This is a genomic window from Streptomyces sp. NPDC051214 (assembly GCF_040682375.1).
Taxonomy (GTDB): domain Bacteria; phylum Actinomycetota; class Actinomycetes; order Streptomycetales; family Streptomycetaceae; genus Streptomyces.
In genome coordinates, this window is the sequence record NZ_JBFBAT010000008.1 from 264398 (window position 1) to 278478 (window position 14081).

Genomic DNA, 14081 nt, shown 5'->3' on the forward strand with positions numbered 1-14081 from the left:
CCGCGGGCCGGTGGGGGCTGGTCGCGCAGTTCCCCGCGCCCCCTACGGGGCCGCCCTACGCGGGCCCCGTGCGCTGCGCCTGGCTTGTGGCTGCGGCGAGGATGGAGTCGAGCAAGCCCGGGAACAGTTCGTCCAGGTCCTCGCGGCGCAAGCCGTTGAGCTTGGCCGTGCCGCGGTAGATCTGCTGGATCACGCCGCTCTCGCGCAGCACCCTGAAGTGGTGGGTGCTCGTGGACTTGGTGACGGGCAGGTCGATCTGTGAGCACGAGAGCCCGTCGAGGCCCGGCTCGCACCCGGCGAGCTGCCGCACGACGCGCAGGCGCATCGGGTCCGAAAGCGCGTGGAGCACACCCTCGAGCCGGATCTCCGCGCGCGTCGGATGGTCCAGCGCACGGCTGCTGATGGGTGCGGCGGTCGTCATGACGGCTCCACTTCGTCGGGGCTTCACGTCTGGCTTCACGTCTGGCTTCACGTCTTCTCGAAGGGCTCCATAGTACGAGAGTCATCGTAGTTTGACATCTGCCGTACTACGAGGTCTATCGTACGAGCCGTACCGAAGTCCATGACGAATGGAGTCCGCCGTGAGCGCGCTGTTCGAGCCCTACACCCTGCGATCGCTGACCGTCCCCAACCGTGTGTGGATGGCGCCGATGTGCCAGTACTCGGCGGAGGTGTTCGGGCCGAACGCGGGTGTGGCCACCGACTGGCACTTCGCCCACTACGGGGCACGCGCCACCGGCGGCACCGGCCTGATCCTCGTCGAGGCGACCGCCGTGAGCCCCGAGGGCCGCATCAGCCCCGCGGACCTCGGCATATGGAACGACACGCAGGTCGAGGCGTTGCGCCGCATCACCGGCTTCCTGAAGACCCAGGGCACCACCCCGGGTATCCAGCTCGCCCACGCGGGCCGCAAGGCGTCCACCGACCGTCCCTGGAAGGGCGGCGGACCGGTCGGCCAGGACGAGCACGGCTGGCAGCCGGTGGCGCCCAGCGCGCTCCCCTTCGACGAGGGCCACCACCTGCCGCACGAACTCACCACGGACGAGATCCGCGGTGTCGTCGGCCAGTTCGCCGACGCGGCCCGGCGCGCGCTGGACGCCGGCTTCCAGGTCGTCGAGGTCCACGGGGCCCACGGCTACCTCATCGGCGAGTTCCTCTCGCCGTTCTCGAACCACCGCACGGACGAGTACGGCGGCTCCTTCGAGAACCGTTCCCGGCTCGCCCTCGAGGTCGTCGACGCCGTCCGCGCCGTCTGGCCCGAGGAGCTGCCCCTCTTCTTCCGTATCTCCGCGACCGACTGGCTGACGGAGAACCCCGAGGACGAGCGGGAGGGCTGGACGGCCGACGACACGGTCCGGCTCGCCAAGGAACTGCACGCCCACGGCGTGGACCTGCTCGACGTCTCCACCGGCGGCAACGCCCCGAGGGCCCGCATCCAGGCCGGCCCCGGCTACCAGGTCCCGTTCGCGGCGCGCGTGAAGGCGGAGACCTCGCTGCCCGTGGCGGCCGTCGGCCTGATCACCGAGCCCGAGCAGGCCGAGAAGATCCTCGCCAACGGTGAGGCGGACGCCGTGCTCCTGGGCCGCGAGCTCCTGCGCAATCCCTCCTGGGCCCGCCACGCGGCGAACGACCTGGGCGGCGATGTCGCCACACCCCAGCAGTACCACCGCATGGTCTGAGCCCCGCCGCACGCCGCCGCTCCCCGTCCGACAGCCTTGGCCAAGGGTGGGGACTGGGGTCATCCCTAGGTGACACCCCGAAGCGGTGGCCGGTCCGGGGTTCGTACCGTGGCGCTGTCGCGATGTGTCACGGTTCGGGGCCCGTACCGGCCCTCGGGAGGACGTTGTGCGCTACGTCATCGAGGTGTTCCGCTCCCCCGGGGGCGTGCACGGCCATGTGGTGGGCGAAAGCTGCGAGGAAGGGGACACGGGCCACCGCACGCAGTTCCACGGCTGGCTCGAACTGCTCTCGCTGCTCGAACCGCCCGGGGACGCCGCGTCCACGGAGACCGGATCCGTCGAGTCCGGACTCACCGAGTCCGGAGACGGTGCGTGCGCGGCGGGTGACGACTCCTGTGGCGCCTGATGCCGCCTTGCGGGATCCGGCTCTTCGGGAGTGGCGAATCCACTTGTACCGAGAACGGTTTCGGCATCATCGTGGACGCTCAGGGCCACGCGCCCGGCACGTTGCGCCGGCACAGTCCGGGCGTCCGTACCGGGTGCCGACAGGTGGGGGCGGTGATGACGTCCGGCGACACACTGAACAGCCACGTCCAGGCACCGGCGCCCCATGAGGCGTTCTCCGGTCGCACGCGCGAACTCGCCGCGCTCCAGGAGGAGTTCCGCCAGGCGCGCGAGGGCGCGCCGCGGCTCGTCCTGATCGACGGACCCGGCGGCATCGGCAAGTCGGCGCTGGTGCGCAGGTTCCTGGACACGGCGGCCGACGCCTGTGTGCTCCAGGCCAGCGGCGAGGAGAACGAGAGCGCGCTGCCCTGCGGGGTGCTCGCCCAGTTCGTGGGGCAGAGCCCGCTCCCGCTGCCGGACTCGCTGGGTTCGCTGGTCCGCACACCCCGCTCGGCGCCCGGCACCCTGCCACCGCTCGCGGCGGGATTCGGACTGCTCGACCTGCTGAGCGAACTGCAGGACAAGGGCCCCGTCGTCCTGGTGCTCGACGACGCCCACTGGGCCGATTCGGCGTCGCTGAACGCGCTGACGTTCGCGCTGCGGCGGCTGCGCGTCGACAAGGTCCTCGCGATCGTCACGGCCCGGGACCCGCAGGCCCCTCAACTGCCCGACGGGATACGCCGTTTGCTGGCCGACGTGCGCACCCGGCGCATCCCGCTGCACGGTCTCAGCCCGGACGAGATCGGCTCCCTCAGCGCGCAGATGGGCAACAACCGGTTGCCGCACTCCGCGTCCGTCCGCCTGCGGGACCACACGCACGGCAATCCGCTGCACGCCCGCGCGCTCCTGGACCAGGTGCCCGCGCACGTCCTGCGGGACGTCACCACACCGCTGCCCGCGCCGCGTTCGTACGCCATGCTGGTGCTCGCCAACCTCGCGGAGTGCGGGTCCCAGGCGCTGCGGCTCGTCCAGGCCGTCAGCGTGCTCGGCCTCTCCTGCCCGTTGAGCGTGGCCGCCGCCCTCGCCCGTGTCACCGCGCCCCTGCCCGCGCTCGAGCGAGCCGTCAAGGCCGGGTTGTTGAAGGAGACGCACCCGGGCGCCGCGCCCGAGATCGCCTTCCCGCACCCCCTCGTCCACGCCGCGGTCTACCAGGACATCGGCCCCGCCCACCGCGCCGACCTGCACACGCGCGCCGCGGCCCTGGTCGACGACGAGTACGCGAGCCTGCGCCACCGGGTGCTCGCCGCCACGGGCCCCGACGAGCATCTGGCCGCCGCCCTGGCCGCCTGCGCGCGGCGCGAGGCGGCCACCGGCCAGTGGGCGGTGGCCGGCACCCACCTGCGGCACGCCTCACGGGTGGCGACGACCGACCTGGAGCGCGACCGGCTCGCCGTCGAGGCGGTCGAGGCGCTGCTGCTCGACGGCCGGGTGCACGAGTCCGCGGAACTCGCGGCGGGCCTGCCGCCCGGCGCGGACCCGGCGCTGCGCGGTTACGTGCGCGGATACGTGGCACGGGTCCAGGGCCGCATGGAGCAGGCCCAGACCCTGCTCGTGGACGCCTGGAACCAGTGCGACCACGAGAGCGACCCCTCGCTGGCGGCACGCGCGGCGGAGCAGTTGAGCTACGCCGCCGTGATGCGCGGGCGCTCCTCCGACGCCGCCCGGTGGGCAGAGCGTGCCCAGCGGCTCTCCACCCTCCAGGGTCCGAGCCGGATGCTGCGCTTCAACCACCTCCTGGCGCTGGGCCTCAGCGGCTCCGCCAAGAAGGCCATCGAACTCGCCGGCGACCTTCCCGATCCGCTGCTCGTGCCACCGTCGGACATCGATCTGCTTCTTGCGCGCGGTCAGTTGCGGCTCTGGTCGGACGACCTGCTCGGCGCTCGGGCCGACTTGCTCGGCGCGGTCGCCAACTGCCGCAGGGGTACGGTGCCGTTGCGGCTGCTCTCGGCGTCCGCGCTCGCGCAGACCCTGCACCGGCTCGGCGACTGGGACGAGGCGCTGATCCACGCCGAGGCATCCGCCTCGATCGCCGACGACAGCGAGCAGTCGTGGCTGAAGCCCGTCACCCACGCCATCGCCAGCTGGATCCTCTCGGCGCGCGGCTCGTGGGAACGCGCGTCGGCGCACCTGCGGCTCGCCCTGGACGCGCCGGGCTGCGACGAGAGCGCCCTCGCCTACGCGTACGCGGCGTCGGCGCACGGAGCCTACGCCGAGGCCCGCGCGGAGCCGGAGCGGGTCGTCGAAGCGCTGCGGCCGCTCCTGGACTTCGCCTCGCACGACGGGGTGAACGAACCGGGCGTGGTGTCCTGGCGTGAGCTGCTCGTCGACGCGCTGATCCAGCTCGGCGACCTGGACGAGGCCCAGGCGGTCCTGCTGCCCTACGAGGAGCGGGCGCAGGCGCGCGGGCAGCACGGGGCGCTGTCCGCCGCGGCCCGGGTGCGCGGCAATCTGCACGCGGCGCGCCGGGAGACGGACCGCGCCCAGGCGGCTTTCCTGCGCGCGCACGACCAGGCGGCCCAGATCCCCTCCCCGTTCGGCCGCGCCCGCGTCCAGCTCGACCACGGCGCGTTCCTGCGCAGGATCGGCCGCCGCTCGGTCGCCGTGGCCCAGCTCCAGGCGGCGTACACGACGATGAACGAACTGGAGGCGACGCCCTATCTGGCGCGCTGCGAGCGGGAGTTGGACGCCTGCGGGCGGGCTGCTCCCCCGCGGCCCGCGCACGATACGGCGGACGTCGACTCCGCCGCCGAAGGCCTCACCCCGCAGGAGCTGGCCGTGGCGCGCCTCGCGTCGCAGGGCTTCACCAACCGGCAGATCGCCACCGCGCTCGCGCTGAGCGTCAAGACCATCGAGTACCACCTGGGCCACACCTATACGAAGCTCGGCATCACCTCGCGTATCGGGCTCGTACAGCACTTCGCCCCCCAGGACCGGCGCACGTCGTCCTAGACCCGGCAGACCTGGCGCACTCCCCTGGCCGGAGCCCCGGCACACCGGGGTTATCCCTGGGCGGTTCCCTGAGGCACCCCTGCCCCGCCCGGCGTAGTTTCTTGGCTGGTCAGGGGATGGGATGCACAACTGGGGGTGCACAGATGGCTGTCACGGAATGTCCGGCGGTACGCGGCGACGCACCACCGGCCCTGCGTCTGCGGCTGCTGGGGGGATTTCATCTCAGCCGCGGCGAGGGTGACGGCGGCGGACAGGTCGACGTGCCCGCCGGCGGACAGCAGCTGCTGGCCCTCCTCGGGCTGCGGGGTCCCGCGACACGTTCGGTGCTCGCGGGCACCCTGTGGCCCGACGTCACCGAGGAGCGGGCGCGGGCGTGCCTGCGTACCTCCATCTGGCGCCTGAACGCGGCGAGTTCGGCCGTCGGCGGCCCCCGGCCCGGGGTGCTCGCGCTCAGCCGGCGGGTCCGGATGGACATCCAGGACTTCACCGCGACGGCACATCACATACTCGCGGCCCCGGCCGAGGGAACCGGGGTCGCGTGCTCCTCCCTGCTGGGCACGGGGGAACTGCTGCCCGGCTGGCACCAGGACTGGGTGGTGTTCGAGCGCGAGCGGCTGCATCAGCTGCGGCTGCACGCGCTGGAAGCCCTTTCCGCCCGCCTCGTCGTGCACGGGCAGTACGCCCCCGCCCTGGAGGCCGCGCTGGAGAGCACCCGGATCGATCCGCTGCGCGAGAGCGCGCACCGTGCGGTCGTGACGGTGCACCTCGCCGAGAACAACCTCGTGGAGGCGGTACGCCATTTCGAGGCGTTCCGCGGGCTGCTCCGCGCGGAGCTCGGCATCGAGCCCTCGGATCAGTTCCGCACGATGGTGCGGCGAGGGTTTCCCGAGAACGGGTGACGTGCCACCACGTCACCGCCGGCCCGGCTGTCCGTGCGCGTTCGGGGGTGCACGGGCCTCGGGCCGGCCAACCCGCCACTGCCGGCCGCGTTGGGGGACGCGGCCGGCAGGCCACCGGCGTTGCGCCACGCACGGTCACGGGGGTGCCGAGCGCGGCAGGGGACGCCGGTCACGGTGGCGGCTCCGGCAGGCGATGCCTCCCGGAGCCGTCACCGTCCCCCGTTCACTCCCTCCGCGGATTCACTCCCCCTGCGGGCGCCTGAGCTTCTCGATCGCCTGGTCGACCGCCCTGTGCGGCAGCCCGGTCCTGCGTGACAGGTCCTTCGGCTCCATGGTGCTCAGGACGTCGTCGACGCTTCGGTCCTCGACGCTCGCGATCTCGTGCACGTAGCGCTGGACCCGGTCGACCGGATCGACGGCCCGTGAGCGCCCCGCAACGCGAGCGTCCGCCGCCACCTGCGGGACGAGGCCGCCGCGCGCCGCGAGGCCCGGCCGGGGCTCCTGCTCGAGCCACGTCGTCCAGACCCCGCGCCCGACCAGGTGTCCGGCCGCGCTCTCGGCCGGCGAACCGTCCCGGAGTATCCCCGGGTCCGCGGAGTCCGCCCGGACCAGCAGACGGCAGGAGGCCGCGAGCATGGGCGGCGTCTCGACCGGCGGCACCGGCTCGTCCAGCAGGGTGCACAGCGCGGCGATGTCCGGCTGGACGGCGGCGTACTCGACGAGCCGCTCCAGGATGCCGCCGATCCGCCCCAGGTCCGGGCTCGGGTGCAGCAGCAGCGCATGGGCCCCGATGATGCCGAGGAAGGGGTTGACGTCGCGCGCGTCGAGCAGGCCGTGCAGTTGCCGCGTCGACACGAGGTCGATGCCCTGCCGCAGCCCCGAAAGGGCGGCCTCCATGGCGAGATCCTGGGTGCGGTCGGCCGGCTGCCAGCCCACGCCGTGGGGCACCAGCTGGATCGAGGCGAACTGCGGTTGCGGTCCCTGCGGGCCGTTGCTCACGAACACCAGGGTCGTCCACCCGTCGAGCACGTGCAGCGCCTGCGCGAGGGACAGCCCGTCCGCGGGCTGCCTGCGCGTCCTCAACCGGTAGCCTCCGGGCGGCAGTTCACCGCTCCAGGCCGCCCATTCCTGCCCGCCGGACGGCTCCCAGCCCCCGGCGCCGCCGTCCACGGGCGCACCGCGTTCGTCGGCGATCTCCAGGGCGAACGGGTCGAGCTGCCAGCCCCGGCGCAGGTTGCGGACGAGGACCATCAGGGTCGGCGGCCCGCCGCCGTGCGTCGCCTCGGTGCTCCAGCGCATCGCGGCCGCGCGGTGGTCCTGCCGGGTGGTGGGCGTGCCCTCGACCGGGGTGGCCGTGGGCATGCGGGGCAGGGCGAGGCGCTCGGTGAACGGCTCGGTGCCGACCTCGACGAAGTGGCTCTCCACCTCTCCGCCGAAGCGCTGCTCGATGCGGTAGATGCCGGGCGGCAGCGTCGTGTCGATGGTGCCCATCGCGTGCGCCACCTCGCGGAACGCGGAGTCCGTGACCGTGACGAGGACCGACGGGGTGTCCGGGATGACGACGAACGGCACCTGCTTCGCCCTCGTCTCCTGTGCGCGCCGCCGCTCTTCAGAGCTGGACACCATTGCCACCGCCCGTCATTACCTCGAAGAATCCACCGTTGCGGAAGTCGTCCGCCGCCCAGCTCTCCGGCGTCGCGCGGTACAGCCCCGGCGCGAGCTTCTCGACGCGTTCCGTGGCGTCGACGAGCAGCCTCAGCGGCGGCTCGTCGGGGTCGCCGCCGCGCAGCTGCACCCAGCCCCGGAACCCGTCCGGGAAGCGCAGCGTGACGGAGGGCATCCCGTTCTCCACGTCACGGGCGAAGACCATCGGAGCGCTGCCCTTGACGAACCTGGGCTGCTGCGGGACCAGCAGGTGCTTCGTGCGGTCCTCCACATGCCGTACGACATAGTCCGCGAGGCTGTCGGAGGTGATGACCCCCTTGCGGTCGGCGCTGCGGCCGGCCAGGCCGTCGAGGAGCGCGGTCGTGAAATGGCCGCGCGCGAGGTCGGGGTCGGCGTTCTGTTCCTCGTAGGCCGGGTCGCCTTGCGAGGTGGCGTACCCCACGAAGCAGTCGACCTTCTCCAGCGGGGCCGCCGTGGTGGTGAAGGGCGGCCCGAAGGGGAACATGGAGCCGTTGCCGCTGCTCGTACGGCAGCAGTCCGCGAAGCAGACGATCTCGCGGAACGGCGACGACGACTCGTACCAGTCCAGGTACTGGCCCACGGCGAGGTGATTGCCGAGCAGGTCGAAGGCGGCGTTGGCCATCAGCAGCGCGGTGCTGTTGGGAGGTGTCAGGAAGCCGTGTCCCGCGAGGAAGAAGTAGAGCCGGGTGCGCTGCCTCGCGGCCTCCCACTCCTCCTCGGGCCGGTCCTCCATCGCTTGCTGGACCGCCCTGTTGGCACGGTAGAGCGCCAGGTCGACGTTCTCTCTGGTCGGTACGGCGGTCATGAAGTCCGCGGTGCGTTCCTGCTCCTCGGTCGCGGTCACCAGCGTGACGTTGTCCTCGGGCACATCGCCTCCCTCGGGGTCGACGAGCCAGTCACGGAAGCGGACCGCGTCACCCCGTGCGGCCTGCAGGTCGCTGATGGCCGGATAACGGTTGATGCCGACGACCACGGCGTAGTGCAGGTCGTTCATCGCCACTCTCCCCCTACGTTCCGTCCTCGCGCCGTCAGTCCGCGAGCATCGCCGCCACGCTCGCCAGGACCTGCGGGTCGTCGTCGAACGCGGCGTGGCTGAGCGCCCCCGCGCTCAGGCCGGGGCCGCCTTCGCCCGGTGACCACACCGTGCGCGCGGGGTCCGCCCGCAGGAAGCCGCGCAGGTCGTCGGAGTCGGGGCCGAGGGCGGCCGTGTCGAGGTACCAGTGCTGCAGGCCCGCGACGGGCATGACGGCGGACTGCCGGGACGGGCCGCGCTCCAGGACGCCGGAGATGAAGTACAGCAGCGACCTCGGGTACAGGAACGGCACGAGGTGGTCGGCCTGCTCCGCCCTGTCTGTCATGGTGAACATCCGCAGCCGGTCGAAGAGTTCGGCCTGGCGGCGGACCACCGGCGCGAGCTGTCCCACCGTGCAGGCCGGCGCGAGGAGCACCACGTCCCGCAGCCTGAAGTCGGCGGGGAGCGGGTCGTCGACCGCGGCGCGCCTGCGCACGAGGTCCTCGAGGAGGTTGCCGATGAACACGGCGCCGGCGCTGTGGCCGACCACGGTCACCTGGGGGCGGGTGCCCGTGGCGAGCAGCTCGGCGAACCGGTCCAGGAAGTAGCGTCCGGCACGGACCTCGTCGTCCGCGGCGGCGAAGGTGTCCGCGGTCTGCCGCTTCATCGCGTCCCAGATCGCGGCGCCCACGTTGGCGAGGTAGAACTCGCGGAGGATCTCCTCGACGACGGTCGTGTAGAGCCCGTGGTCGTTGCGCTGCCGGAAGCGGCCGACGACGGCGCCCACGACGCGTACCGTCTTGCGCACCATCAACGCGGTGCTCACCAGGGCGCGTTCCCCGGTGGCCGCCCGGTCCGCGAGGTCGGCCACGACGTCCGGTGACATCAGTGTGGCCGCCGCGGCACGCCCCCCGACAACGTCTCGCGCCGCGGCGGCCGGCTCTGCGGGGGTGGGCCCGGCCTGCGGCGTCACCGAGTTGACGATCTCCCGGGTGCGCTCGGCCAGTTCGGTGTCCGCCGAGAGTTCGGCGGCGATCTGCCGCTGCTCGTCCTCGTTCAGGGGCGGCACATCGGGCGGGGCGGTCAGCCGCGCGTAGGGCTCCTGTCCCGCCCGTACCTGGGCGAGTTCGGCTGCCACGGCCCTCGGGGCGGGCGCGGTCACCGCCCCGAAGGCCCGCTGTCCCGGCTCCCGGAACACGGTGCCGGTGGCGTAACGGGTGACCCGGTTGAGCAGCGTACGAAAGACGCTCTCGTTCAGGATCTGCGGCAGATTGCCCCGCAAGGTCTCCAGGAGCCCGCTGCTCCACACGAAGAAGACGGGCTCCGCGCCCGCCGCCTCGTACACGGGCGCGAGCCGCGCGGCGGTGGCGAAGCCGAGCGTGTCGTCGATGAGTCCACCGTGGAAGTGGAGCACCACACGCCGCCGGTCCTTGAGCCCGGCCACGAGCTCGTCGATGTCGGCGGTGGTGGTCGAGGCGAGTCGGCCGCCCTGCCGGCTGTGGATGCACCGCTCACGGTAGGAAGTCATGCCCAGGAAGGTAGGGCGGCGCCACCGTCACGACATCGGGGGCGGGCTCAGGGATAACCCCGGACCGGCGACGGCCGGGAACCACCGGAACGACTAGGACCCCGAGGCAGGACCCATCCATTCCGCCTCGTACCCCGCGTACGTCCCGTCGTGCGTGGCCAGGTGCGTGAACTGGTCGACGTAGGCCTTGAACTCGTCGTCCCCGCGGGGCAGCGCGTAGGCCTTCTCAGAGAAGGTGAAGGGCTTGTCGGGGTGCAGGGAGCAGAGCTCGGGATGGATCTTGGACTGGTAGCGGGTCTCGCTCGCGTCGGTCATCATCACGTCCGCGCGGCCCTCGATGATCTCCTGGAAGATCGTGGTGTTCTCGGGGTGCTGCTTGATGGTGGCCTGCTTGATGTTCTCGCGCGCGAACTGTTCGTTCGTGCCGCCGGGGTTGACGATGACGGTGGTGCCCGGCTTGTCGATGTCCTCGAGGGTGCCCTCGCCGAACTTCTCCTTGTCGGCGCAGCGCACGATCGGCGTCTTGCCGTCCTCGCGGGTCGGCTCGCTGAAGTAGACCTGACGGGCGCGCGGCAGGGTGATGGAGACACCGCCGACCGCGATGTCACAGCGGCCCGCCGCGACGTCCTTGGTGAGGTTGGCCCAGGTGGTGTGCACGTAGGTGGGCTTGGCGTCCAGGCTGTCCGCCAGGTCCTCGGCCATCTTGATGTCCACGCCGCTGTACGTCTTGTCGGCGGGGTCGAGGTGCGTGAACGGGCGGTAGTCGCCGGTCGTGCAGACCTTCAGGACGCCCGACTTCGGCACGGCGTCCAGGAGGCTGCCGTGGTGGCGGTCCTTGCCGCGCCCGGCGTCGGGTGACGCGGGCGCGGCGGCCGTGACGGCGAGCAGACAGACCAGGGCGGACAGGGTGGCGGCACGCTTCACGGGGGCTCCTCCGGACGGGTTCGCGGCTCGGAGTGATCACCTTCGCAGAAGCGATCCGGTCGGTGAAGCCCCTTCTCACCTGCCGAGCGACCCCAGCCGGGTGGGCGTCAGGTCGGGTCCCGCCCCGTCGTCGTACGCGTCCTCGTCGAAGGGGTAGAGCGGGCGCTCCACCCGGTGGTGGCCGAGCCGCAGCAGGTCCTGGTCGACGCCGCCGGGGGTGAGGGCGAGCAGCCAGTCGGCGGCCATGTCGTGCAGCTCGGGCTCCAGGTAGCCGATCTTGACGACCACCAGGTCGAAGGTGCGCGGGTCGATGCCGAGGCCGCCGTCGGCCGGGCCCATGAAGTCCGCGAGGGTGTGGAAGGGCTTGCGGCGCTCGACCAGGATCACGGTCACCCCACCGGTCCGCACCGCCGCCATGTCGACGCCACGGTCGTAGGCGCCGCCCTCCGCCCGGTCCTTCTGCTCGGTCGCGCGCTGCAACGCCACGACGGTGCCGGTGAGTTCGTACGGGCCGCCGTGTTGTGCGTCGACCTTGCCGCCCACGCTCAGGGTGACCTCGGCGCCGACTCCGGCCGCGAAGCAGCGGGTGACGGCGACCGGGTCGGTGATGCCGGGGTGGACGGCGGTGACCTTCCCGGAGCGGATGTCCTCGTTCTCCAGGAGCTTGCCCAGCATGTACGCGAGGTCGCCGGCGCCGCCCGCCGTGGGGTTGTCGCCGGAGTCGCTGATCAGGAAGGGCCGCTTGTCCGAGGCCACGGCCTTCTCGATGCATTCCTCGGCGCCACCCGTCGGTCCGACGAAGACGAAGTCGCGGCGCGCGTCCCAGTAGCGGCGGGCCAGCTTCTCGGCCTCGGCGGCGGCCAGTTCGGGGTCGTCGCCGGTGACGACGATCGCGGCCTTGCAGCGCGGTTCGTCCGCCCAGGCGTAGCCAACCCACATCGCGGCGTCGAGGATGCCGGGCAGCCTCTCGATGTCGGCGAGCGAGGCGTAGAGGGACTTGGCGGGCTCCAGGCGGGTGCTGGTCTTCTCGCCGGGCAGCAGCACCGGCACCTGTACCCAGGCGCGGTGCGGCCGGACCCCTTCGCGCAGGCAGCGCACGAGATTGCGTGCGGCGCGCTCGCGGGTGTCCCAGGCGTCCTCGTGCGGGGCCAGCCGGTGGGCGGTGAGCAGGTCGATCGGCTCGGCGAACCGGCGCGAGACGTTGCCGTGCAGGTCCATGGCGGTCGAGATCATCGGGCGGCCGCCGTCGGGGGTGCCGACGGCGTCGAGTGCGGCGCGGACCGCTTCCGTGAGGTCGGCCTCGGCGTCGGTCAGGCCGATGACGCTCATCGCGCCGTGGATGTCGTAGACCAGGCCGTCCAGGGGGCCCGCTTCCCGTATGCGCGTGACCAGTTCGTCCTTGAGGATCAGATACGACTCCGCTTCCACCGGGCCGCCGGGCAGCGAGGTCGCGTGCAGGAGCGGCACCCATTCGACCGTGTACGCGAGGTCGGATTCCGGCCGCGTCCAGGTGTAGCGGTCCAGGAGGTCCTGGCCTCGGGTCTGGCGGAAGTCGTCCGTGGTGGAGCGGTGCGGGCAGAAGGTGGAGGACTCGATGCCGATGCCGCCGATGCCGATGCGGAGGCGGCGCTGGACGGTCGCGGGGGTGGTCATGCCTGGACGCTCTCTTCCTGGGGTGCCGGGGTCGTCGGGAGGTTCTGGCGCAGGGCGGTGAGTCCGGCGCCGAGGAGGCCCGCGTCGCGGCCCGTCACGGTGGTGGTGATCTCCAGGTCCGCGGTGGCCAGGGGCAGGCAGCGCTCGTAGAGGACACCGCGTACGGCCGCGACGAGCGGTTCGGCGGTGGCGAGGACGCCGCCGAGGGCGACGGCCTGGGGGTTGAAGAAGTTCACGACGACGGACAGGACCGTGCCGATGTGCCGTCCCGCGGTGCGCACGAGCGTCGTGGCCTGCGGGTCGCCGTCGGCGACGAGCCGCAGAAGCTCGGTGGTGTCCTCCACCTCGACGCCCTGCAGGGCGAGTTCACGGATGAGCGCCGCGCCGCTGGCCACGGTCTCCAGGCAGCCGATGTTGCCGCAGCTGCACGGGCGGTCGCCCGCCGCCTCGATGCGTACGTGGCTGATGTCGCCCGCGGAGCCATTGGCGCCGTCGTGCGGGCGGCCCGCCACGATGACGCCGCTGCCGATGCCGCGGCCCGCCTTGACGACGACCATGTGGTCGAGTCCGGGGCGTGCGGTGCGGTGCTCGCCGACGGCCATCATCGTGGCGTCGTTGTCGACGGTGACGGGGATGCCGAGGCGTTCGGCGAGGACGTCGCGCAGCGGGTAGCGGTGCCAGCCCGGCATGCGGGAAGGGCTCAGGACGCGGCCTTCGGCGGGCTGCACGGGCCCGGGGAAGGCGACACCCAGGGCGCGGACGGTGCGGCCCGCCTCGCGCTGCCGGGCGCCGAGTTCGGCGACCTGGCCGCAGAGCCAGTCGACGGCGGACTCGGGCCCGGCGGTGATGTCGTGCGGCAGGTCGACGGCGTCCAGGACGGTGCCGCCGAGGTCGACGACGCCGATGCGCGCGTGGTGGCTGCCGAGGTCGGCGGCGAGGGCGACGCCGCCCTGTGCCCGGACGCGCAGGAGCCGGGGGCGGCGGCCACCGCGTGAGGCGCCCTCGCCGGATTCGGTGAGCACGCCTGCGGTGACGAGTTCTTGTACGCGCAGCGACACGGTGGAGGGGGCGAGCCCCAGCTCCCGTACGAGATCGGCCCGGGAGGACGCGGCGCCCGAGGAGACCAGCTGCAGGATGTGCTGCGCCGACCCCGGCTCGCCGTGCGGTGTTCCTGCCATGCCGCCCCCAGTTGCTTCGATCAGTTCGTTCGACATCGGGAGGAACACTAGGCCTCTTCGAAGCAAGTTGGCCAGCCTTGCCGACTTTAAGACTTCTTGCCGAATGAAGCTATTGACTTGGTTTTCTCG

General features: G+C 72.4%; 11 protein-coding genes. 4 read left to right on the plus strand and 7 right to left on the minus strand.

The features are described 5' to 3' along the window. Window positions 1–55 precede the first annotated feature (55 nt). Window positions 56–421 carry a helix-turn-helix transcriptional regulator gene (locus AB0M70_RS22610; RefSeq protein WP_365821988.1) on the minus strand — a complete coding sequence of 122 codons (366 nt, stop codon included), beginning with the start codon at window positions 419–421 and terminating at the stop codon, window positions 56–58. A gap of 160 nt (window positions 422–581) precedes the next feature. Here AB0M70_RS22610 and AB0M70_RS22615 point away from each other — a divergent pair, with 160 nt between their 5' ends. The 4 genes from AB0M70_RS22615 (at window position 582) to AB0M70_RS22630 (ending at window position 5971) form a co-directional block, all read left to right on the plus strand. Continuing rightward, window positions 582–1679: an NADH:flavin oxidoreductase/NADH oxidase gene (locus AB0M70_RS22615; RefSeq protein ID WP_365821990.1), complete on the plus strand. Its 1098-nt coding sequence runs from the start codon at window positions 582–584 to the stop codon at window positions 1677–1679. A 166-nt stretch (window positions 1680–1845) separates the two neighbouring features. After that, entirely contained in the window at window positions 1846–2085 is a 240-nt protein-coding gene (locus tag AB0M70_RS22620) for a hypothetical protein (RefSeq protein ID WP_365821992.1), read from the plus strand. 155 nt (window positions 2086–2240) lie between these two features. After that, window positions 2241–5072, plus strand: coding sequence for an AAA family ATPase (locus AB0M70_RS22625; RefSeq protein WP_365821994.1), 2832 nt, complete (start codon window positions 2241–2243; stop codon window positions 5070–5072). Between the two features lie 143 nt (window positions 5073–5215). Further along, window positions 5216–5971: a BTAD domain-containing putative transcriptional regulator gene (locus AB0M70_RS22630; protein WP_365821997.1), complete on the plus strand. Its 756-nt coding sequence runs from the start codon at window positions 5216–5218 to the stop codon at window positions 5969–5971. Window positions 5972–6211: 240 nt separating this feature from the next. On the opposite strand, the gene AB0M70_RS22635 is transcribed toward AB0M70_RS22630, so the two are convergent. The 6 genes from AB0M70_RS22635 to AB0M70_RS22660 form a co-directional block, all read right to left on the minus strand. Further along, window positions 6212–7594 carry a hypothetical protein gene (locus tag AB0M70_RS22635; RefSeq protein WP_365821999.1) on the minus strand — a complete coding sequence of 461 codons (1383 nt, stop codon included), beginning with the start codon at window positions 7592–7594 and terminating at the stop codon, window positions 6212–6214. Then, window positions 7581–8651, minus strand: coding sequence for a hypothetical protein (locus AB0M70_RS22640; RefSeq protein ID WP_365822001.1), 1071 nt, complete (start codon window positions 8649–8651; stop codon window positions 7581–7583). The genes AB0M70_RS22635 and AB0M70_RS22640 overlap by 14 nt, the downstream gene beginning before the upstream one ends. Before the next feature lie 34 nt (window positions 8652–8685). Next, window positions 8686–10197: a hypothetical protein gene (locus AB0M70_RS22645; RefSeq protein WP_365822003.1), complete on the minus strand. Its 1512-nt coding sequence runs from the start codon at window positions 10195–10197 to the stop codon at window positions 8686–8688. A gap of 93 nt (window positions 10198–10290) precedes the next feature. Beyond that, the gene (locus tag AB0M70_RS22650) at window positions 10291–11121 is read right to left on the minus strand and encodes a transporter substrate-binding domain-containing protein (RefSeq protein ID WP_365822005.1); all 831 of its coding nucleotides are present in this window, start codon (window positions 11119–11121) and stop codon (window positions 10291–10293) included. Window positions 11122–11196: 75 nt separating this feature from the next. Next, window positions 11197–12774, minus strand: coding sequence for a M81 family metallopeptidase (locus tag AB0M70_RS22655; RefSeq protein ID WP_365822007.1), 1578 nt, complete (start codon window positions 12772–12774; stop codon window positions 11197–11199). Further along, window positions 12771–13988 carry an ROK family transcriptional regulator gene (locus tag AB0M70_RS22660; protein ID WP_365822009.1) on the minus strand — a complete coding sequence of 406 codons (1218 nt, stop codon included), beginning with the start codon at window positions 13986–13988 and terminating at the stop codon, window positions 12771–12773. Before AB0M70_RS22660 ends, AB0M70_RS22655 begins: the two co-directional genes overlap by 4 nt. Window positions 13989–14081: the final 93 nt, after the last annotated feature.

Coding starts and splice junctions, on each gene's coding strand:
- AB0M70_RS22660 (WP_365822009.1), bottom strand. CDS start 13,988: ATGTCGAACGAACTGATCGAAGCAACTGGGGGCGGCATGGCAGGAACA.
- AB0M70_RS22640 (WP_365822001.1), bottom strand. CDS start 8,651: ATGAACGACCTGCACTACGCCGTGGTCGTCGGCATCAACCGTTATCCG.
- AB0M70_RS22630 (WP_365821997.1), top strand. CDS start 5,216: ATGGCTGTCACGGAATGTCCGGCGGTACGCGGCGACGCACCACCGGCC.
- AB0M70_RS22625 (WP_365821994.1), top strand. CDS start 2,241: ATGACGTCCGGCGACACACTGAACAGCCACGTCCAGGCACCGGCGCCC.
- AB0M70_RS22645 (WP_365822003.1), bottom strand. CDS start 10,197: ATGACTTCCTACCGTGAGCGGTGCATCCACAGCCGGCAGGGCGGCCGA.
- AB0M70_RS22610 (WP_365821988.1), bottom strand. CDS start 421: ATGACGACCGCCGCACCCATCAGCAGCCGTGCGCTGGACCATCCGACG.
- AB0M70_RS22655 (WP_365822007.1), bottom strand. CDS start 12,774: ATGACCACCCCCGCGACCGTCCAGCGCCGCCTCCGCATCGGCATCGGC.